Origin of the sequence: Pseudomonas extremorientalis, assembly GCF_024584605.1 — a bacterium.
Classification (GTDB): Bacteria; Pseudomonadota; Gammaproteobacteria; order Pseudomonadales; family Pseudomonadaceae; genus Aquipseudomonas; species Aquipseudomonas extremorientalis.
In genome coordinates this window covers 416,126-437,396 of record NZ_CP089519.1, presented here as the reverse complement: position 1 = coordinate 437,396, position 21,271 = coordinate 416,126, and the positions used below count along the sequence as shown (strand labels likewise).

The window sequence follows — 21,271 nt, the reverse complement described above, 5'->3', positions numbered from 1 at the left end:
CTGAATTGTTCTTTTAAAAGTGCACATTCGGTAAATCGGTGTTTTTCAGCAGCTGAGCGGCGGCGGCAATGTCCGGCGCCAGCCAGCGGTCCTGTTCATAGGCCGGGACGACTTCACGCAACAACCGCCAGGCACGGTCGGTGCCGGCGCCGAAACGTTGTTCCTTGAGAAACTCGAACGCCTGGGCCGCCAACAAGTACTCGATGGCGAGAATCTGGGTCACGTTGGCCAGCACCTGGTGCAGCTTGAGCGCGGCATTGGTGCCCATGCTCAGGTGGTCTTCCTGCAGGCCCGAGGTGACGAAGTTGTCGAGCACCGCCGGTTGCGCCAGTTGGCGGTTTTGCCCGCACAGGGAGGCGGCGACGTACTGCACGATCATCATCCCGGAGTTGACCCCGGGGTTGCTGACCAGGAACGCCGGCAAGCCGCTGACGTGCGGATTGATCAGGCGGTCCAGGCGACGTTCGGCCACCGAACCGATTTCGGCCATGGCGATCGCCAGCATGTCCGCCGCCAGCGCCACGGACTGGCCGTGCGGGTTGGCCTGGGACACCACGCGGTAGTGTTCCGGCGTGCCGAGCACCAGCGGGTTATCGGTGGCGCTGTTGAGTTCGGTCTCGATCTGACGGGTGGCGTGCTCCACCTGGTCGCGGGCCGCGCCGTGGATCTGCGGGATCGAACGAATGCTCAGGGCGTCCTGGGTACGGATACCTTTGCTGCTGGCGATCACTTCACTGCCATCGAGCAAGGCGCGCAGATGGGTCCCCACGTGCTGCATGCCCGGGTGCGGCTTGAGCGCGATGATTTCTTCATCGAAGGCATCGATCTGCCCACGCTGGGCTTCGAAACTCATGGCGCCGATCACGTCAGCCCATTGCAGCAAGTGATGGGCGTCAGCCAGGGCCAGGCAGCTCAGGCCGGTCATGCACGGCGTGCCGTTGACCAGGCACAGGCCGTCCTTGGCGCCGAGCACCACCGGCTGCAGACCTTCCGCGCTCAATGCCTCTTGAGCCGGAACGACCCGACCTTGGTAACTCACGTTACCCACGCCCAGCAAAGCCACACCAACATGGGCCATATGGGTCAGGTAACCCACCGAGCCCTGGGATGGCACTTGCGGCGTGATGCCGTGGTTGAGCAGCGCCAGCAGCGAATGCACCACCTGCGGATGCAGGCCGGATTTGCCGTGGCTGTAGTTGATGATGGCGGCGCAGATGATCGCGCGGGTCTGCTCGTCGCTCAGCACCGGGCCGACGCCACAGGCGTGGCTGAGCAAGGTGTTGCGCGACAGTTGGCTGAGTTGCTCGCCCTTGAGCGACACATTGCACAGCGCGCCCAGGCCGGTGTTCACCCCATAGGCGCGCTCACCGCTGGTGACGATGCGCTGCACAATGGCCTGGGCATTGTCGATGCGCGCCCAGGCCTGGCCCGAGAGTTCTAGCACGGCACCGTGGCGGGCGACGGCGACCACGTCCTGCCAGCGCAGCGGGGTGTCGGCGATGGTGATTTTTGTTGCCTGGGGCATGTTCATACTCTCTTCAATTCTTGTGCAGCCTTACCGGCCTTATCGGGGGCAAGCCCCCTCCCACATTTGGAATGCATTCCCCTGTGGGAGGGGGCTTGCCCCCGATGAGGCCATCAGCCTCACCAACACATCCAGATCAGACCACCGCCGCCCGCCGCTGGACAAACCGATCCACATACTCATCCGCCGGCGAATGCAGGATCTCCCGAGGCGTGCCGACCTGGATCAGCTTGCCGTCCTTGAGGATCGCAATGCGGTTGCCAATACGCACGGCCTCGTCGAGGTCGTGGGTGATGAACACGATGGTCTTGTGCAGGGTCTTTTGCAGTTCCAGCAACTGGTCCTGCATCTCGGCGCGGATCAGCGGGTCGAGTGCGCTGAAGGCTTCGTCCATCAGGATGATGTCGGTGTCTGCCGCCAAGGCGCGGGCCAGGCCGACACGCTGGCGCATGCCGCCGGAGAGCTGGTGCGGGTATTTGTTTTCGTAGCCCTTGAGGCCCACGGTTTCGATCCACTGCAAGGCGCGCTCGGCGCAGACCTGCTTGGTTTCGCCACGCACCTTCAGGCCATAGGCGACGTTGTCGAGCACGCTCTTGTGGGGCAGCAGGCCGAAGCTCTGGAACACCATGCTGATCTTGTGCCGACGGAATTGGCGCAGGGCTTCCATGTCCAGTTGCAGGATGTCTTCGCCGTCCACCAGGATCGCGCCGCTGGTGGGGTCGATCAGGCGGTTGAAGTGACGCACCAGTGTGGACTTGCCGGAACCCGACAGCCCCATGATCACAAAGATCTCACCGGTGCCGATGCTCAGGGACAGGTCGTTCACACCGACCACGCAGCCGGTCTCGGCCAGCACCTGGTCCTTGGTCTTGCCCTGGCCGATCAACGACAGCGCATCCTTGGAACGCGCGCCGAAGATCTTGAAGACGTTTTTGACTTCGATTTTGCTGACAGTAGTCATTTGCTCGCCTCATGCCGTGGACGACCATAGGCCTGGGTAATGCGGTCGATGACCACTGCGAGAATCACGATCGCCAGGCCGGCCTCAAGGCCACGCCCGACGTTGAGGGTCTGGATGCCGACGAGCACGTCTTCACCCAAGCCACGGGCGCCGATCATCGAGGCGATCACCACCATCGACAGCGCCATCATGGTGGTCTGGTTGATACCGGCCATGATGCTCGGCAATGCCAGCGGCAGTTGCACACCGAACAGTTGCTGCCAGCGGTTGGCACCGAAGGCGTTGATGGCTTCCATGACTTCACCGTCGACCTGGCGAATGCCCAGGTCGGTGAGGCGAATCAGCGGTGGCGCGGCGTAAATCACCGTGGCGAAAATCGCCGGGACCTTGCCCAGGCCGAACAGCATCAGCACCGGGATCAGGTACACGAAGCTCGGCATGGTCTGCATGATGTCGAGCAGCGGCATCAATACCGAACGCAGGCGATTACTGCGCGCCGACAGGATGCCCAGCGGAATGCCGATCAGCACCGAGATCACCGTAGCGACCATCATCAGGGCCAGGGTCTGCATCAGCTTGTCCCACAGGCCAACCGCGCCCACCAGGAACAGCAGGCCGACGATCACCGCCGTGGTCACCACCTTGCGGGTCGCGTGCCAGGCGACGGCGCCGACGATGGCCAGCATCAGCCACCAGGGCGCTGCGCGCAGCAAGCCTTCCAGGTTGACGATGGCCCACAGCAGGGTGTCGGAGATGTGCCGGAACACATCGCCGTAGTTGGTGACCAGTGAGTCCACCCAACCGTTGACCCAGTCGGCGATGGAAAACGTAAAACTCTCAGGAAACATATCGTGCTCTCGATCCAGTGGGTTGTGGCCAGGCGCCCGGCCGGCCCTTCAGGGTAGCCGGGCACGCTTGACCTACAAGGCCGCGTCGATTTTCTTGGCTGCGTCGTCGCTCACCCAGGCGTGCCAGACTTCAGGATGTTCCTTGAGGAAAATTTTCGCCAGTTTTGGCGACTCAATTCGCTCCTTGGCCATGCGGCCCAGGTTCTGGTTCAGCAGGTCGATGGGCAGGTTGACCTTTTCCAGCACGGCCACCAATTCAGGGGCTTGCTCGTGGAAGGTCTTGGACAAGCCGACCTTGATGCTCACGCTTTTATCCACGCCGGGTTTTTCTTCCAGCTTGACCAGGTCGACCTGGCCCATCAGCGGCGTGGGCGACCAGTAGTAGAACAGGATCGGCTCGCCACGCTTATAGCTCGACAGCACCGCCGCATCCAGCGCCGGGCCGGTGCCTGGGCGGAAGTTGGTGTAGGTGCTTTCCAGCCCATAGCTTTTCAGCATCTCGCTGTTGTCCAGCTCGCAGGTCCAGCCGGCCGGGCAGTTGTAGAAACGACCCTTGGAGGGCTCTTCCTGGTCCTTGAACACCGAGGCGTACTTGGCGAGGTCAGCGATGTTTTTCAGGTCCGGGGCCTTGGGTTCCAGCTTGCGCTTGGCGTCGCCTTCGATCACATAGCGCGGCACGTACCAGCCTTCGATAGCGCCCACTACAGGGGCACCGACGCCGACGACTTTGCCGGCCTTCTCGGCCTTGTTCCAGACCTCGCTGCGGCCGACCCACTCTTCGGCAAACACCTGGATGTCATTGCTGCTCAGGGCGTTTTCCATGGTGATGGAGTTGCCCGGCAGGCTGTCGGTTTTGCAGTCGTAGCCTTTTTCCAGCACGGTTTGCAGGATGTCGGTGAGCAACATGCCGCTCTCCCAGTTCAGCCCGGCGAATTTCACCGGTTTGCCGGATTCGCACCAACCGGCTGCCTGGGCGCCAGCGCTGGCCAGCAAGCCCGCAGAGAGCAAGGTAGCCATCAGGGTCTTATGCATTTTCATTGTTGTGACGCTCCCAATCTTGAAATGGATTACGGCAGTCAGTAGGCATCCTGCCCTGTCCACGTCCCATCAGGCCTGTGCAGCCAGCCCGTTTGTTGTGGGTATAGCGCCCTGCTCTGTTGGCAGGATCAGTTGATCGGGCACGGTGCCGTGCCATTTTTTCGCACACACGTAATACAGCGCTGCGGGCAGTACCAGGCCAATGATCCAGGAGATATCCACATCACCCAGCGCGGCCACCAAGGGACCTGTGTAGAACTTGGTGGAGATGAACGGCAACTGCACCAGCACGCCGAACACGTAGACGCTGATTCCCAGCAGGTTCCAGCGGCCATAGCGACCGTTCGGGTCGGCCAGCGCCGGTACGTCATAGCGCTCGCGGGTGATGCAGTAGTAGTCCACCAGGTTGATCGCGCTCCAGGGCGTGAAGAACGCCAGCAGGAACAGGATGAAGGACTTGAACGCCCCCAGGAACGAGTGCTGGCCGAGCAATGCGATCAGGGTCGCCGTGCCGACAATCGCCAGCACGAACACCAGGCGCTGCAGACGCGTGACCTCCAGGCGACCACGAAAGCCGCTGATGATGGTCGCGATGCACATGAAGCTGCCGTAGGAGTTCAGCGTCGAGATGGTGACCTTGCCGAACGCGATGCTGAAGTACAGCAACGCAGCGGTAGCACCCGTGCCACTCAAGCCCACGATGTACGCCACTTCATGCCCGGCGAACTGACCGTTGGACATGGCCGCGGCAAACACGCCCAGCACCATGGCCACCTGCGCGCCCACCACCGAACCGGCGCCGGCGGCGAAAAAGGTTTTCACCGATGACGTCTTGCTTGGCAGGTAACGCGAGTAGTCCGCCACGTACGGGCCGAAGGCAATCTGCCAGGAGGCCGCGAGCGATACCGCCAGCAGGAAACTGCTCCAGCTGAAGTGGCGGATTTGCAGGAGTGCGCCCACATCGGTCTGGCTCACCAGCCGGCTGAACAGGTAGACAAAGGCGACCACGCCAATGACGCTGGCGACGCGGCCAATGAAATGGATCACCCGGTAGCCGAGCACCGTGACCAACACGATCACGCTGGCGAAAATCAGGATGCCCACGCTGTCGCTGACCCCGAACAACTGGCCCAGCGCCTGCCCCGAAAGCACGGTGCCAGTGGCGGTGAAACCCAGGTACATCAGGCACACCAGTACGATCGGAATCGCCGCGCCATACACACCGAACTGCACCCGGCTGGAGATCATCTGTGGCAGGCCCAGCTTGGGCCCTTGCGCCGCATGCAACGCCATGACCCCACCGCCGATCAGTTGGCCGATCAACAGACCGATCAACGACCAGAACACATCACCGCCCAGCACCACGGCCAGGGCCCCGGTGACAATCGCGGTGATCTGCAGGTTGGCGCCCATCCACAGGGTGAACTGGCTGAACAGACGACCGTGTCTTTCCGCTTCCGGGATGTAGTCGATCGAACGCCTTTCGATCAACGGGGTGGTGTCATTTGCAGCCATGTCGGTTCAACCTCTGATGGATTGTTTCAGGGTGGTGCTGGCTTACTTGATCATCGGCAGGTTCAAGCCCTGCTCCTTGGCGCAATCGATCGCGATCTGGTAACCGGCGTCTGCGTGGCGCATCACCCCGGTGGCTGGGTCGTTGTGCAGCACACGGGCGATCCGCTCAGCCGCTTCATCGGTACCGTCGCAGACGATGACCATGCCGGAGTGCTGGGAGAAGCCCATGCCCACACCACCACCGTGGTGCAGCGACACCCAGGTCGCGCCGCTCGCGGTGTTGAGCAGAGCGTTGAGCAGCGGCCAGTCGGATACGGCGTCGGAGCCGTCCTGCATGGCTTCGGTTTCGCGGTTCGGGCTTGCGACCGAGCCGGAATCGAGGTGGTCACGGCCGATCACCACCGGTGCCGACAACTCGCCGCTGCGCACCATTTCGTTGAACGCCAGGCCGAGCTTGGCGCGCTGGCCCAGGCCAACCCAGCAGATACGTGCCGGCAGGCCCTGGAAGCTGATGCGTTCGCGGGCCATGTCCAGCCAGTTGTGCAGGTGCGCGTCGTCCGGGATCAGCTCTTTGACTTTGGCGTCGGTCTTGTAGATGTCCTGCGGGTCACCGGACAGCGCCGCCCAGCGGAACGGGCCGATGCCACGGCAGAACAGCGGGCGGATATAGGCCGGGACGAAACCCGGGAAATCGAAGGCGTTTTCCACGCCCTCTTCCTGGGCCATCTGGCGGATGTTGTTGCCGTAGTCGAAAGTCGGGATGCCTTGCTTCTGGAATTCCAGCATGGCTTTGACGTGCACGGCCATCGACTGCTTGGCGGCCTTGATCACGGCGGCGGGCTCGGTCTTGGCGCGGGCGCGGTATTCGTCCCAGGTCCAGCCAGCGGGCAGGTAACCGTTGAGAGGGTCGTGGGCGCTGGTCTGGTCGGTGACCATGTCCGGGCGCACGCCACGCTTGACCAGTTCCGGCAGGATTTCGGCGGCGTTGCCCAGCAGGGCGATGGAGATAGCCTTGCCTTCCTTGGTGTATTTGGCGATGCGTGCCAGGGCGTCGTCGAGGTCGGTGGCCTGTTCGTCGACATAACGGCTGTTCAGGCGGAAATCGATGCTGACCTGCTGGCACTCGATGTTCAGCGAGCAGGCGCCAGCCAAAGTGGCCGCCAGCGGCTGGGCGCCGCCCATGCCGCCGAGGCCGGCAGTCAGTACCCAACGGCCTTTGAGGTCACTGTTGTAATGCTGGCGACCGGCTTCGACGAAGGTTTCGTAGGTGCCCTGGACGATGCCCTGGCTGCCGATGTAGATCCAGCTGCCGGCGGTCATCTGGCCGTACATGGCCAGGCCCTTGGCATCCAGTTCGTTGAAGTGCTCCCAGCTGGCCCAGTGCGGCACCAGATTGGAGTTGGCGATCAGTACACGCGGTGCGTTGCTGTGGGTCTTGAACACGCCGACCGGCTTGCCGGATTGCACCAACAGGGTTTCGTCGTCATTCAGGTGGGTGAGGCTCTCGACGATCTGGTCGTAGCACTCCCAGTTGCGTGCTGCGCGGCCAATACCGCCGTACACCACCAGTTCTTTCGGGTTCTCGGCCACTTGTGGGTCGAGGTTGTTCATCAGCATGCGCAGCGGCGCTTCAGTCAGCCAGCTTTTGGCGGTGAGCTTGTTACCGTGGGCGGCACGGATTTCGACGTCACGGTATTTTGTAGGCCTGGCTTTAGAAAAATCGGTCACGACTGGACTCCTCGGCATGATGCGCGAACATGGATGGTGCGAAGGAGAGTCTTACGCACACATCTTTACTTGTACATACAAGCATATGCAATCAAGCGGCCAACTTTAGAAAGGCGTTGTCGGGATTTTTTGTGAAGGGGTGTGCAAGCCTTGGAAATTGAGGCTTTGAGGCTTGATGAAATTTCTTGCAGACGTTTCTTCCCGGGAGAGGGGTTTGTCACCCCCAATGCAGCATTGCGCCGCATTGGGGCATTCGGTAACAAAATGGTGCGCACGGTTGGGAATCGAGGGTGGGCATGCGTAGCAGTGAAATGGCGCGCCTGGCCTGCCAGGTAAAAGGCGCGTCCCAACGACGATTTTTCTGAGTTATCTGTAGCCCAGTAAAAACGGATTTTTTTGTATATTCAGTGGTTTAGAGTCGGCTTTCACACACCCAACACCATGGAAGACTTATCGTGACCACTCTAAAACGGGCAGGCATCTTTATCGTACTCATGGCGACAAGCACGGCTTCAGTCCAGGCCATTGCCGACACCTTTACTGCGACCCTTGATAAAACAGGAAAAATTACTGCGCAGTCACCCAAGTGGATCAAGGACGTGAAACTCACCGCCCAACCTGATTACTTCTCCGATTACAAAGTCAGGTTTGTGCCGGGAGTGTTCAAGGACGCGCCACGGTTTTGCACCGTGTCGGTGACGGACGTCAGCTCCAATGATCACATCTTCTACGGCCACGCCAAGTTGGGGAGCGTCCCGGCGATCAACTACGTCAACGTTTTAACGCTGAAAGTGGGAGACAACAAACCCGCGGGCGATTCTTCGATGGGCTTTCAACTGATGTGCGTTAAGTAAACCCATCTCCCCACGCTGGCTGAGCGCCGGTCATACAAGCGCTCAGCTGTTGCTCAGTTCGATAACACAACAGCGACCGCTCACGGCAACCTCCAGCAGGCCAGTGTTACCGTCCACTTGCAGGCAGTCGTGATGGCCTAGCTTTTGGTCCAGCACCTTCACTTCATCCGCGACACAGAACACCAGCACTGTCTGCGCCGTGCTGAAGAAGCGCTGTTCGCCATCGATCCATTGCAGCCGTGCGTGGTAACGCTGGGGCGAATAGATCAGGTTGAAGTCGCGGATCGGCCCGGTGATCAAACGGCATGACACCTGGCTGTCACCCTTGAACGCAAAAGCTTGCAGCGGCAGCAACCCGCGCTGCTCCTCGCCGTCCACGGTCAAGACCATGCCGGCGCCCTTGATTACGGTGATCACGCGCTGATAGCCGGCAAAGGTGGAGAAACCGCCGGATTCAGCGATATCCGCAATCGACAGGCGCCAGCCAAAGCCATCCAGGCCTGCGCCGGCGTCGCGGGTGATTTCTTCGGTGCTGCCACCGCCGTTTTTCCACGGCATGCGTACGTACTCAGCGGCGCGCCAGACTTTTACGCTACTCATTTGCTGAAGCGTCCTTCCAGGCTGTGACGGGAACCGGGGTGGATCAAACGCGCAGCAGTCACCGGCTGGCGCCCCGACCAGGTGCGTCGTCGGATCAACAGGCACGGCTCACTGGGTTCGATCTGCAGCAGTTTGCATTCGGCCGCATCGGCGAGGATGGCTTCGACCACATGCTCGCCTTCGGTCAGCGGTGCCACTTGGTTCAGGTAGGCGTAAGGCGTCTGCTGGGTGAAATCCTGTTGCAGGTATTCCGGCGCGACCAGGGCATTGACGAAGCGGTCTTCGATTTGCACGGGAATATCGTTTTCGAAGTGCACGATCAATGAATGGAACACCCGCCCGCCTTCACGCATCTCCAAGGCAACGGCGCGCTCGGAACCGGCGGCCTCTTCACCCAGGGTGATGACCTGGCAGGTATGCCGGTGACCGCGGGAGGCGATCTCATCGGCGATGTTGTGCACCTCGAACAGCGCTGACTGGCTCTTGGGTTCGGCGACAAACGTGCCGACGCCTTGCATGCGCACCAGCAACCCTTCGGCGGTGAGTTCGCGCAGGGCGCGGTTGATGGTCATGCGGCTGAAACCCAGCTGGCTGACCAACTCGCTCTCCGATGGCACGCGGTAATGGGGCGGCCAGTTGCCGTTGAGGATCTGCTGGCTGATCATCTGTTTGACGCGGGCATACAAGGGCGCCGGACTTTCGTCCATGTGGGCAGCCAGCGAAGAGTTGGCGGGCGGAGTCGGCACGGGGAATCCTTGCAGGGGAAAAAGATGCATAGATTGCCGGAGTTTACCGAGCAGGCAAACGTCTGTATATGTATATACAAATAAACACACGACCGGGGTGCCTTGATCATGTCCGCTTTCTTCGCCGAACGCGCGCTGCTGCCTGATGGATGGGCCAATGATGTACGTCTTGAAGTCAGCGCCGATGGCCTGCTGACCAACGTTGAGGCCAATGCCAGCGCAGAGGGTGCCGAACGGCTGAGAGGGCCGGTCTTGGCGGGTATGCCGAACTTGCATTCTCACGCATTCCAGCGTGCCATGGCCGGCTTGGCCGAGGTGGCCGGCAACCCGAATGACAGTTTCTGGACCTGGCGCGACCTGATGTACCGCATGGTCGGCAAGATCAACCCGGACCAACTCCAGGTCATCGCGCGCCAGCTGTATATCGAGATGCTCAAGGCCGGCTATACCTCGGTGGCCGAGTTTCACTACGTGCACCATGACGTCAGCGGCCAGCCCTATGCCGATCGCACACAATTGTCGCGGCAGATCAGCCAGGCGGCGGCCAGCAGCGGGATTGGCCTGACGTTGTTGCCGGTGCTCTACACCCACTCTGGGTTTGGCGGCCAGGCGCCCACTGAAGGCCAGCGGCGCTTTATCAACAGCACTGAAAATTATCTGGAGCTGCAAGCGCGTCTGCAGCCAATTCTGGCCGCGCAACCCGCACAGCAACTGGGTCTGTGTTTTCACTCGCTGCGTGCCGTCACACCGCAACAAATCAACGAAGTGCTGGCCGCCAGCGACAAGGCGTGCCCGGTGCATATCCACATTGCCGAGCAGCAGAAGGAAGTCGATGACTGCCTGGCCTGGAGCGGCAAACGCCCGCTGCAATGGCTGTATGACAATGTCGACGTCGATGAACGCTGGTGCCTGGTGCACGCCACCCATGCCGACGCCGATGAGGTGATGCGCATGGCCAAGAGCCGGGCGATTGCCGGTTTGTGCCTGACCACCGAGGCCAACCTAGGTGATGGGATTTTCCCGGCGGTGGACTTTCTCGCCCAGGGCGGACGCCTGGGCATCGGCTCCGACAGCCATGTGTCACTGAGCGTGGTGGAAGAATTGCGCTGGCTGGAATACGGCCAGCGCCTGCGTGATCAACGGCGTAACCGCTTGTATCGCAGTGACCAGCCGATGGTTGGGCGCACGCTGTTCGATGCCGCGCTGGACGGTGGTGCCCAGGCGCTGGGGCAGCCAATTGGCCGATTGGAAGTGGGCAAGCGTGCGGATTGGATTGTGCTGGATGGTAATGATCCGTACCTGGCCACGGCGACCGAGGACGGGATTCTGAATCGCTGGTTGTTTGCCGGTGGTGATCGGCAGGTGCGGGATGTGCTGGTCAACGGCCAGTGGGTGGTGCGTGATGGGCGACATGCCGGCGAGGAAGACAGCAGCCTGGCATTCACGCAGGTTCTAAGGGACTTACTCGGTTAAAACGTGTGGGAGGGGGCTTGCCCCCGATTGCAGAGTGTCAGCCAGCAAATCAGATACTGACACACCGCTATCGGGGGCAAGCCCCCTCCCACATTGGATTGAGGAGTTCTCAGATTATTGCGAAGTCTTCGCCATCTGCTTGTCCGACGTACGCCAGATCAACCGTGTGGTGTCATACCCCTGCTGTCGCGCCCTGCTCAGCAGGTCTTCGCGGGTGTCCGCATTGACCGTTGGCGTGCGCGACAGGATCCACATGTAGCGCCGGCTCGGGCTGCCGACAATGGCGGTCTTGTAGTCATCGCTGACATACAGCACCCAGTAATCGCCCTTGGCGACGCCCGGCAGCAGCGAGGTGAACCAGTTGTTGAATTCCACCCAGAGCTTGTCGGTCTTGCCCGGCACTTGCGGGGTGGCGGTACCCTTGGCTTCCTCCCACTTCCATTCAGTCGTCAGGCAGCGGTTGAACACCGACATGTCGCCGTCCGGCAACAGGGTGTAGCGGGCTTCGGACTGCGCACAGTTGCGCTGGAAGTACATCGGCAATCGGGCCAACTCATACCAGGTGCCCTGGTAACGCTTGAGGTTGACGTTGCTCGCTGTCTTGGGTTGCAGATCATCGCCAGAATGGCTGGCACAGCCCGCCAAAAACAGGCTGGCACAAAGGAACAAAACAAAACGCATCATTCTTCTTCTCCCGCAGGCTTGCGCCCCGGTTTACTTCAGGCCTTGCCCGGAAAACATCAGAACCTTGTCACCGGCATATTGAACGCTGATAAAGCTGTTTTTATCGCCCCAGGTGCAACTGGACATGCCCAGTGCGCCGGAACAATCGGTCGGCTTGCCCAGCAACGACTCCACCTCAGCCTTGGCCATGCCAGCCGACAATTTTTGATAGTTTTCTTGGTTGACCTTGCTGCAAGCGGCCAACAGCACGCAAAAAGCCAGCAAAGCGAGACGGCGTAACGACATGGAAACACTCCTGGAGGGACGAAGCAGCGTGGGTATCTGCCAGAAGCTTAGAAGGGAAAAGAGGTGTCTGGTTCCCGATGAGCGAAAACAAAAAAGCCCCGAAAACGCTGAAACGTTTCGGGGCTTCTTCAACGGTGAACCGGCTCACAACAACACCAGTCACTTGTCGCCGCAGCTTACTTCTTATGGTAAGCCGTCACACGCTCGACTTCTTCCTTCGACCCCAGGAACACCGCCACACGCTGGTGCAGGCCTTCCGGCTGAATGTCGAGGATGCGCTGATGGCCGTCGGTGGACGCGCCGCCCGCCTGTTCAACCAGGAACGACATCGGGTTGGCTTCGTACATCAGGCGCAGTTTGCCCGGTTTGGACGGCTCGCGGCTGTCGCGTGGGTACATGAACAGGCCACCACGGGTCAGGATACGGTGCACGTCGGCGACCATCGCGGCCACCCAGCGCATGTTGAAGTTTTTCTTCAACGGGCCTTCCTCACCTTCCATCAACTCGTTGACGTAGCGCTTCACCGGCTCTTCCCAGTGGCGCTGGTTGGACATGTTGATCGCAAATTCCTGGGTCGACGCAGGAATGGAGATGTCTTCGTGGGTCAGTACGAAGCTACCCATTTCACGGTCCAGGGTGAAGCCCTTGACGCCATCACCCAGGGTCAGCACCAGCATGGTCTGCGGGCCGTAGATCGCGTAGCCGGCAGCGACCTGCTCGGTGCCTGGCTGCAGGAAGGCTTTTTCGTTCAGCGCTTCGTTCTGGCTCAGGTATTCATTCGGGCAACGCAGTACCGAGAAGATGGTGCCGACCGGTGCGTTGATATCGATGTTGGACGAACCGTCCAGTGGGTCGAATACCAGCAGGTACGCGCCTTTCGGGTATTTGCCGGGGATCTGGTAGGCATTGTCCATTTCTTCGGACGCCATGCCGGCCAGGTGACCGCCCCATTCGTTGGCTTCGAGCAGGATTTCGTTGGACAGGACGTCGAGCTTCTTCTGCACTTCGCCCTGCACGTTTTCAGTGCCCATGCTGCCCAGGACACCACCCAGTGCGCCTTTGGACACGGCGTGGCTGATTTCCTTGCAAGCACGCGCCACCACTTCGATAAGGAAGCGCAGATCGGCAGGCGTGTTGTTGCTGCGGGTCTGCTCGATCAAATAGCGACTCAAGGTAACGCGGGACATGTAAGGCTCCGGAGAATGGGGGGCTTGAAAACCCGCGCAGTTTAACGCGAGTCGGGGCGTATTTCCTCCTATCAGAGGATTTAAACCCAATAGAGTTCATGGACTTTATTTAACGTGCCGCCGGCGGCTTGCGCAGCAAACTGTAGGCCATGGCGCCCAGTGCCGCCACGCCGAGCAGCAGTACGGCCCAGAGCCCGAGCTTTTTCCAGTTCGTCCCGGGATCGGCAGCGGCTACCATCGCAACCGGTGTGACCGCGACTTCCCCGGCGACCGTGGCCTGCCCCAGCGTCTTGAAGCGCTCGGGTTTGTAGTCCGGGATCAAGGTCGAGAGCGGCAAGCTCGCGGCCTTGGCCGACGCATTGCCCAGCGCCAGCGTAAACGGTGGCTCACCCCGCGCCAGGAACACCAACTGCGTGGCACGCACTGCAAAGCGCAGCGCGGGCGCCTCGACGCCCAGGCCGCCACCGCGCTCATCTACCTGCAATTTGAGCTCGGCCACCGTTTGCCCCGGCAATTGCAGTTCGTCCTGCACCACGTCCTGGCCATTCTGGGTCAGGCGATACAACAGACCATTGCTCAACGGCTGCCATGCCTGCTTGCTGTCCCTTCGACCGGATAACGTCACGGGCGCCAGCGTGTTGGGTTGCTTCAACGCGACGCGCAAGCGTTCGATGCTCACCCCCGCCGGCAACTGCCAACTGTATTCCCCGGGGCCAAGCCGCGTACCCGAGAGCGGCTGCGACCATACCAACGGCAGCGGCACGCTGCTGCGGGTAGCGCTCACCAGTTTGGCCGAGGTCAGCAACGGCGCCGCCTGGCCCTGCCAGACCAGACGCAGGTAGCGCGCCGATTGCCCGGGCAAGTTCACGTCATGTTGCTCGACCCGTTCGTCGGCAAACGACAAGCGCGCCACCTGCCCATCGCCCCAGGCGTCCCAGTGCTGCAAGTCATCACTGGCCTCAATGCTGAAACGCTGGAAGCCCTCTTGCTCGCGGCTCCAGTCCAGGGTCAATTGCTGCAAGGGCGCCTTGATCGCGCTGGCGTCCAACACCCAGCCGCGCAGTACTTGCTTGCCGGGTTTGGGTGCAGTGGATGGGGTGATTTCCACCAAGGTGCCTGTGGTAGAGGCCTTCATCACCACGTCGGGCAACGCTGTTTGAGTGTCGGCGGCGTACAGCGGGAACCACTTCACGTCAGTGACGTTGCGACTCTCGGAGCGTTGCGCGGACTGGCGAGACAGCGCATAGGCCTGGGGCTCACCGGCGGCGTTGAACACTCGCACATCGCTGAGATCGGCCTGGCGTGCATTCAGTTGAACCGCCAACGGCAGGTCCAGGCGATACCAGGGGCCAGTGCCGCTCACGGCGAGCGGCACCTGGGTGGCGAAATCAGCCGGCCGCTCTTGAGCAAACGCCACCGAGCACAGCATCCATATCGCTAACCCACTCAGACTCAGCTTGCCTATCAAGAAGACGCTCCCTCAGTTTCAATACGTTTGGGCGGCAGCGGTGCAAAATAGCCCACCACCAGCAACAACCCGCCCACGCCGATAAACGACACGATTCGCGCCAGGCCGCCACGGTTACTCAATTCGACGAAGAACAGCTTGGCCACCACCACCGCAATCAGCGCCGCGCCGATCAGCCACACTTCACGACGATGGCGCAGGTGGCCGCCGATCATCAGGCCGAGGGCGATCAGGGTCCAGACAATCGACAGGCCGGCCTGTACCAGCATCGACTCCAGCAACGCATCCCATTGAAACGGCACGTCGCCCCAATGGTGGGCCGTGCGCATCACCAGCGCGGTAAAGAAGGCGAACAGCGAAAGCCCCGCGACACCTTGGGCGATCGACTCGACACGCGGCCCCCGCTGCGGCGCGGCGCTGCGCGACCACAGGTAAATGCCCAGCAACGCGAACAGCAGGCCCAGGTCCAGCGGATTGAGCATGGGCAGATAGGGCAGCGGCTTGGCAGTGCCGTCACTGAAGATGTTCGCCAGCCAGAACCAACCGAGCATCAGCACCGCCAGCGGCAATGCGGCGAGCACGCGGTATTCCCTTGGGTACGCGGAAACAGGCCACGGCCAGCTGCGCGGCGCGGCGGCCAGCACCAGGTACAGGCTTGGCAGGATCGCCCAGCCCAGCCAGCGCCAGGCGTTGTATTCGCTCGAGAGCATCAGCAAGCCGTAGCGCAGTTCCAGTGCCAGTACGCCGATCAGCATCCAGCAGCCCAGTACATGAGCCGCGCTTAAGACCTTTCCAGGCACCAGTGCCGCCAAACGTCGCAGCGAGATGAAATGCACCCCGAACACCGCCAGCCAGGCCAGCCAGCCGAACTGCGCGGCTGGGTGGTAATACTCGGTCCATGCGTCCCACAACACCAGGCCCGCCGCAGGCATCAGCAACGTGCTGGCGAGACCCAACGCCACCCAGCGCAAACGCAGCGCCAGTAACGTCCAGATCACCCCGCTCAGCGCAGCCGCCAGCAGCAACAGTGCAGCGTGCAAAGGTACAGGCGCCAAGCGCCACACTTCAATGATCACCGCCAGCGCCCACCACGCCACACCCCAGGCCAGCAGAGCTGAGGACAAACGGCCACGGGGCAAGCGCCAGGCGCCGGGCATTGCCGCCAAGGCAATGATCATCGGCGTCCAGGCATTGCTCACGGGGTCGAGGGCAAACAGCGCGCCCGAAAGGACTTGCACAGCAATGCCACAGCGCACTACCACCGGCGAGCCGATACGCTGGCCCACCCATAGGGTCGCAAGGCCCGCAACTGCCCAACTGACGATGCTGCCTTGGGTTGAAAACAACAGCGGCGCCAGCAGGTAGGCGCAACCCAGGCCGAGTATGGCGAGCCCTGGAGCGCCGAGACGCTCCCAACGCCGGCTCTGCTCCGGCGCGGCTTTGTGTAGTTGGTAAAAACTGAACAACAGTGCGGCGCCCAGCAACAACGCCCCTAATGGAGGGCCCAGCAGCAAGGTGTCCTGGCCATCGCGCAGTTCGCTGAGGAAGGCGAGCAACGAACCCAGTTGCAACAGCAAGGCGAACGCCCGCGCCACGGGGCGATGCTGGCGTAGGCCGAGCCAGAAGATCCCGGCGCCTTCGACAGCCCACGCCGCAGCGGTCCAGCGTGCATCGAGGCCCAAGGGAATGGCCAGGCTGGCGAAGATCACCCCCAGGGCCAGACAGGTTTCCGTCAGGAGCCCGGCGCGCCCACCACTGAATACACGGGCCAAGACCATGTAAATAATGCCCAGGCCCAGCGCACTGAACGCAGCGGCGAACTCAAGGTGTTGCACCAGCGCGAACTGCAAGCCAAAGCCCACCAGCGGCGGGCCGAACAACAAGGTGCCGTCGACATAGTCGCCCTTGCGCAATTGCGCACCCAGGCTGTCGCCCTCGCCCACCTGCAGCAACTTGCGCCAGGCATACAACAGGCCGATTGCCAGGTACATCGCGAAAAACAGGATCAGGAACGGTTCGGTGCTCCACAACAGCTCCGGCGTGTAGGAACGCATACCCCAGGCGAAACCGATCCCGAAGGTGCCCACAAAGCCGATCACATTCAGCAGGCGCCAGGCCTTGAACCAGGCAATCGCGAGAATGCCGGCATTGAGCAACGCAAAGTAACTGAACAACGCCACATGGCTTCCGGCGCCGGTCGATACCAGGATCGGTGCCGCAAAACCGCCCAAAGCCGCCGCACAGGCGAGGCCGAGGGCATCCTGGGTGATCGCCAGGATCGCTGAAAATACCGTGACGGCGACCAGCAACCCCATTGCCGCGCCGGGATCGATCAGCAGATGCACACGCATCGCCGCAAACACCGTGAGGTACAACACCGCAATGCCCGCGCCCTGCAGCATCAACCCGTAGTTGCTGTTGCGCAGCCGCAGCCACCAGCCCAGGCCCAGCAGGCCCACCGCAGCCGCAGCCACACCGGCATAACGCAGCTCGATTGGCACCACCATGCCTTCGGTGGCGTAGCGCAGCAGGAACGCGAGGCCGAGAAACAGCAGCACCACCCCGACGCGCAGCACCGTGTTGCCGCCAAACAGCCAATTGCGTGCACCGTTGAGGGCACGCTCGATAAGGTTGGGGCCACGCGGGATGGCAGGTTCTTTAGGGGACGACGACGCAGCCGGTGCCCACACATCATCCGGCAGCGGCTGGCTCGGTTCGGCGACCATGGCTACAGGTGTCAGCTCGGCAGGCAGCTCCCAGACCAGCTCAGGCGTTTGGGCGACCGGGGTGGGTTCTGCCACGGCGGGCTCGACAAACACGCTGCTGGTTGCAGGCGCAGGCACTTCCAGTTGCCGCAGGCGCTCACCCAGCGCTATCAGCGACTTCTGCGTGGTTTCCAACTGACGCGCCTGTTGGTCCACCTGGGAGGACAGCTTCGCCAGGCGGATCGCCTGGCCAATGCCCAGCCCCAACAGCGCACCGATGCCCGCATCGCTGAACGACTCATCGAGCGTCCAGCCGAGCACCAGGCCAATCAGCATGAAAATCCATTGCATGGTCGATATTCCCTAGGCAAACCGGCGCCCAGTATATCGATGCAGAACCAATGTGGGAGGGAGCTTGCGCCCGATAGCGGTGCACCAGTCGACATATCTGCAAACTGACAGGCTGCTATCGGGGGCAAGCCCCCTCCCACATTTTTGGATCAGCGATGTTTAGTCGAGGGCTTTCCAGATCTCGGTCGCGTACTCCCTGATCGTCCGGTCCGAGCTGAACCAGCCCATGCGCGCCGTATTCAGCACCGCCGAACGCCACCACGCCTTGGAATCATGCCAATGCGCCTCGACCCGCGCCTGGGCGTCCCAGTACGAATCGAAGTCGGCACACACCAGGAATCGATCGTAGTCGATCAACCCATCGATCAACCCCACGTAGCGGCCCGGATCATCCGGCGAGAACACCCCGCCGCGGATCGCTTGCAGCACATCGTTCAACCGATGGGAGGCGGCGATGTCCGGCCCGGCGCTGAACTCCCCGGCGTGTTTGCGGGCTTCCACTTGCTGCGCGCTGAGGCCAAAGATAAACATGTGCTCGGCACCCACGCGCTCATGCATTTCAACGTTGGCGCCGTCCATGGTGCCGATGGTCAGCGCGCCGTTGAGGCCGAACTTCATGTTGCTGGTGCCCGAAGCCTCAAAGCCGGCGGTAGAGATCTGCTCCGACAAGTCCGCCGCCGGAATGATGCTTTCCGCCAGGCTGACGTTGTAGTTAGGCAGGAACACCACCTTGAGCAGGCCGCGCACGGTCGGGTCGTTGTTGACGGTGCGCGCGATGTCGTTGGTCAGCTTGATGATCAACTTGGCCTGGTGGTAACTGGCCGCCGCCTTGCCCGCGAAGATCTTCACGCGCGGCACCCAGTCGGTGCCCGGTTCGGCACGGATCGCCTGGTACAGCGCCACGGTGTGCAGCAGGTTGAGCAGTTGGCGCTTGTACTCGTGGATACGCTTGACCTGCACGTCGAACATCGCCGCCGGGTTCACCGCAATGCCCAGGCGCTCGTGGATGATGTCGGCCAGTGCACGCTTACTGTGTAAACGTTGCTCGGCAAACGTCTTGCGGAATGTCTGTTTCTCGGCAAAGGGTTCAAGCTCCAGCAGTCGCTCTTCGGGCTTGTCGAGAATGTCCGGACCGAGCGCCTCCACCAGCATGGACGTGAGCTTGGGGTTGGCCTGGTACAACCAGCGACGGAAGGTAATGCCGTTGGTTTTGTTGTTGATGCGCTCCGGGTACAGCTTGTGCAGTTCGGAGAACACAGTGCTGCGCATCAGTTGTGTGTGCAGGCCGGACACGCCGTTGACGCTGTGGGAACCGAGGAATGCCAGGTTGCCCATGCGCACACGGCGGCCGTTATCTTCTTCGATCAGTGAGACGGCGCGCAGCACATCGAAATCGTGGATGCCTTTGGCGCGCAGCGAATCGATGTGCTGGGCGTTGATCAGGTAGATGATCTGCATGTGCCGGGGCAGCATGCGTTCCATCAGGCCCACAGGCCAGGTTTCCAAGGCTTCGGGCAACAGCGTGTGGTTGGTGTAGGAAAGGGTTTCAACGGTGACGTCCCAAGCTGCTTCCCACGGAATATCGTGCAAATCCACCAACTGCCGCATCAACTCGGCCACGGCAATGGACGGGTGCGTGTCGTTGAGCTGGATCGCCGCGTGTTCGCCCAGGCTCAGCACCGAGCCGTGCATGTTCTTGTGACGGCGCAGCAGGTCCTGCAATGAAGCGGAGACAAAGAAGTATTCCTGACGCAGGCGCAGTTCCTGCCCCGCTTCGGTGCTGTCGGCTGGGTAAAGTACGCGGGAGATGCTTTCAGCCCGGGCCACTTCGGCGACAGCGCCCAAGTGGTCACCGGCGTTGAAGCGCTCCAGGTGCAAGTCTTCCACCGCACGGGCACGCCACAGGCGCAGGGTGTTGACGCTGGCGCCACGCCAGCCGACCACCGGAGTGTCGTAGGCCACGGCCCGGACGGTTTCGTTGGGCGACCACACCTGAATCATCTTGCCGGAGGCATCCGCCAAGGTTTCGACGCTGCCGCCAAAGCCGATCGGGTAAATCACTTCGGCCCGCTCGAACTCCCACGGGTTGCCGAAATCCAGCCAACGCTCGGTCTGCTCCTGCTGCCAGCCATCGACAATCGCCTGGCGGAATAAGCCGTGCTCATAACGAATGCCATAACCATGGCCGGCAATGCCCAGGGTCGACATGCTTTCCATGAAGCACGCCGCCAGGCGGCCCAAGCCACCGTTGCCGAGCGCCGCGTCGGGCTCCAGCAGGCGGATACGCTCCAGGTCGACGCCCAGCTCGGACAACGCTTCGCGCGCAATCTCCAGCACGCCAAGGTTGCTCAGGCTGTCGTAGAGCAGGCGGCCGATGAGGAATTCCAGGGAAAGGTAATAAACGCGTTTCTGGCCTTTGCGGTAGATACGCCGCGTATGGTCCATCCAGTGGTCGACCATCTGGTCGCGGGCGGCCAGGGCAATGGCTTCGAACCAGTCGTGGTCGAAGGCGTGATCCGGGTCCTTGCCCACCGCGTAGGTGAGTTTGGTCAAGACGGCATCGCGGAATGCGGCTACCTCTGCTTCTCGTGCAAGTGGTTCCTGAGACATCAATTGCGACCTCGGGCGAGATAGAAGGAGTTGCTAGAGCCTAGACGGTCTGACAGGCGGTAGACGCGCTGGTTCGGCAGTTTTTTAACGCATTCACCGTTGTGTGAATTAGATGCAGGGGTCGTGCCCGATCTGCCTTTGAGCTGAAACCCAGAAAATATTGTTCAAAAAATCACCAATCCCGGTATGATCGCGCGCCCGGATACAGCCCCACCTTTTGGAACCCTGATGAAGCCTCAATTGATCGCCGCCGCGGAACTCGACCGTCTTGAAACGTGGCAGAAATATTCCGCGCATATGTGCGGTGGTTGCGTGTCCAGCTGCTGCACGCTGCCGGTCGAAGTGAAGATCAAGGACCTGATCCGCATTGGCATCGTCGATGAATTCGAGCGTGGCGACCCGCCGAAGAACATCGCCAAGCGCTTGCAGAAGGAAGGCATCGTCGAGCGCTTCAATTCCAAATCCGAGATTTTTACCCTGCAGCGCATGAGCAACAACGATTGCCTGTACCTGGATCGTAAGACGCGCTTCTGCACTATTTATGACAAGCGCCCGGATACCTGCCGCAACCACCCGAAGATCGGGCCGCGTCCGGGATATTGCGCGTACAAGCCGAAGGAAGTGGTGCGCGAGACCACGTTCAAGACCCTCGACAAGTTCTGATCAGGGTTTTGCGGGGCTTTCAAGGGCCCT

The 21,271-nt window shown here is 61.4% G+C and carries 17 protein-coding genes; 3 read left to right on the top strand and 14 right to left on the bottom strand.

Annotated elements, in window-relative coordinates; genetic code table 11:
• Positions 1–13: 13 nt before the first annotated feature.
• From hutH to hutU, 6 genes are all read right to left on the bottom strand, one after another.
• On the bottom strand, positions 14–1,525 hold the full coding sequence (hutH, locus tag LUU92_RS01930) for a histidine ammonia-lyase (RefSeq protein WP_222540814.1): 1,512 nt from the start codon (positions 1,523–1,525) through the stop codon (positions 14–16).
• Between the two features lie 136 nt (positions 1,526–1,661).
• Entirely contained in the window at positions 1,662–2,486 is an 825-nt protein-coding gene (locus LUU92_RS01925; protein WP_058423708.1) for a quaternary amine ABC transporter ATP-binding protein, read from the bottom strand.
• Positions 2,483–3,334: an ABC transporter permease gene (locus LUU92_RS01920; protein WP_012721776.1), complete on the bottom strand. Its 852-nt coding sequence runs from the start codon at positions 3,332–3,334 to the stop codon at positions 2,483–2,485. Before LUU92_RS01920 ends, LUU92_RS01925 begins: the two co-directional genes overlap by 4 nt.
• Positions 3,335–3,406: 72 nt before the next feature.
• Entirely contained in the window at positions 3,407–4,372 is a 966-nt protein-coding gene (locus LUU92_RS01915; RefSeq protein WP_071492407.1) for an ABC transporter substrate-binding protein, read from the bottom strand.
• 69 nt (positions 4,373–4,441) lie between these two features.
• On the bottom strand, positions 4,442–5,887 hold the full coding sequence (locus LUU92_RS01910; RefSeq protein WP_071492408.1) for a purine-cytosine permease family protein: 1,446 nt from the start codon (positions 5,885–5,887) through the stop codon (positions 4,442–4,444).
• A gap of 42 nt (positions 5,888–5,929) precedes the next feature.
• Positions 5,930–7,633 carry a urocanate hydratase gene (hutU, locus tag LUU92_RS01905; RefSeq protein WP_071492409.1) on the bottom strand — a complete coding sequence of 568 codons (1,704 nt, stop codon included), beginning with the start codon at positions 7,631–7,633 and terminating at the stop codon, positions 5,930–5,932.
• Positions 7,634–8,070: 437 nt separating this feature from the next.
• Between hutU and LUU92_RS01900 the strand changes: the two genes are divergently transcribed.
• A complete protein-coding gene (locus tag LUU92_RS01900; protein WP_257103095.1) occupies positions 8,071–8,469 on the top strand; it encodes a hypothetical protein in 399 nt (132 codons plus the stop codon).
• A gap of 42 nt (positions 8,470–8,511) precedes the next feature.
• Here the strand turns inward: LUU92_RS01900 and LUU92_RS01895 are convergent, their stop codons facing one another.
• Together LUU92_RS01895 and hutC are read right to left on the bottom strand one after the other, a co-directional pair.
• Complete coding sequence (locus tag LUU92_RS01895; protein WP_257103094.1) at positions 8,512–9,069, bottom strand: HutD/Ves family protein; 558 nt, start codon at positions 9,067–9,069, stop codon at positions 8,512–8,514.
• Positions 9,066–9,776 carry a histidine utilization transcriptional repressor HutC gene (hutC, locus tag LUU92_RS01890; protein WP_173668614.1) on the bottom strand — a complete coding sequence of 237 codons (711 nt, stop codon included), beginning with the start codon at positions 9,774–9,776 and terminating at the stop codon, positions 9,066–9,068. The genes LUU92_RS01895 and hutC overlap by 4 nt, the downstream gene beginning before the upstream one ends.
• 147 nt (positions 9,777–9,923) lie before the next feature.
• On the opposite strand from hutC, the gene LUU92_RS01885 reads away from it, so the two are divergent.
• A complete protein-coding gene (locus LUU92_RS01885) occupies positions 9,924–11,288 on the top strand; it encodes a formimidoylglutamate deiminase (RefSeq protein WP_257103093.1) in 1,365 nt (454 codons plus the stop codon).
• Positions 11,289–11,402: 114 nt separating this feature from the next.
• On the opposite strand, the gene LUU92_RS01880 is transcribed toward LUU92_RS01885, so the two are convergent.
• The 6 genes from LUU92_RS01880 to LUU92_RS01855 all read right to left on the bottom strand — a co-directional run bounded on the left by LUU92_RS01880 (position 11,403) and on the right by LUU92_RS01855 (position 20,578).
• A complete protein-coding gene (locus LUU92_RS01880; RefSeq protein ID WP_058423714.1) occupies positions 11,403–11,972 on the bottom strand; it encodes a lipocalin family protein in 570 nt (189 codons plus the stop codon).
• A 30-nt stretch (positions 11,973–12,002) separates the two neighbouring features.
• On the bottom strand, positions 12,003–12,257 hold the full coding sequence (locus LUU92_RS01875) for a lipoprotein (RefSeq protein WP_033897714.1): 255 nt from the start codon (positions 12,255–12,257) through the stop codon (positions 12,003–12,005).
• Positions 12,258–12,433: 176 nt separating this feature from the next.
• Complete coding sequence (locus LUU92_RS01870) at positions 12,434–13,444, bottom strand: class 1 fructose-bisphosphatase (protein WP_003187818.1); 1,011 nt, start codon at positions 13,442–13,444, stop codon at positions 12,434–12,436.
• Positions 13,445–13,553: 109 nt separating this feature from the next.
• Entirely contained in the window at positions 13,554–14,909 is a 1,356-nt protein-coding gene (locus LUU92_RS01865) for a DUF3999 domain-containing protein (RefSeq protein ID WP_257103831.1), read from the bottom strand.
• Positions 14,909–17,968, bottom strand: coding sequence for a DUF2339 domain-containing protein (locus LUU92_RS01860; RefSeq protein WP_257103092.1), 3,060 nt, complete (start codon positions 17,966–17,968; stop codon positions 14,909–14,911). Before LUU92_RS01860 ends, LUU92_RS01865 begins: the two co-directional genes overlap by 1 nt.
• 159 nt (positions 17,969–18,127) lie before the next feature.
• Complete coding sequence (locus tag LUU92_RS01855; RefSeq protein WP_257103091.1) at positions 18,128–20,578, bottom strand: glycogen/starch/alpha-glucan phosphorylase; 2,451 nt, start codon at positions 20,576–20,578, stop codon at positions 18,128–18,130.
• A gap of 228 nt (positions 20,579–20,806) precedes the next feature.
• Here LUU92_RS01855 and LUU92_RS01850 point away from each other — a divergent pair, with 228 nt between their 5' ends.
• A complete protein-coding gene (locus tag LUU92_RS01850; RefSeq protein WP_012721764.1) occupies positions 20,807–21,241 on the top strand; it encodes a YkgJ family cysteine cluster protein in 435 nt (144 codons plus the stop codon).
• Positions 21,242–21,271 lie beyond the last annotated feature (30 nt).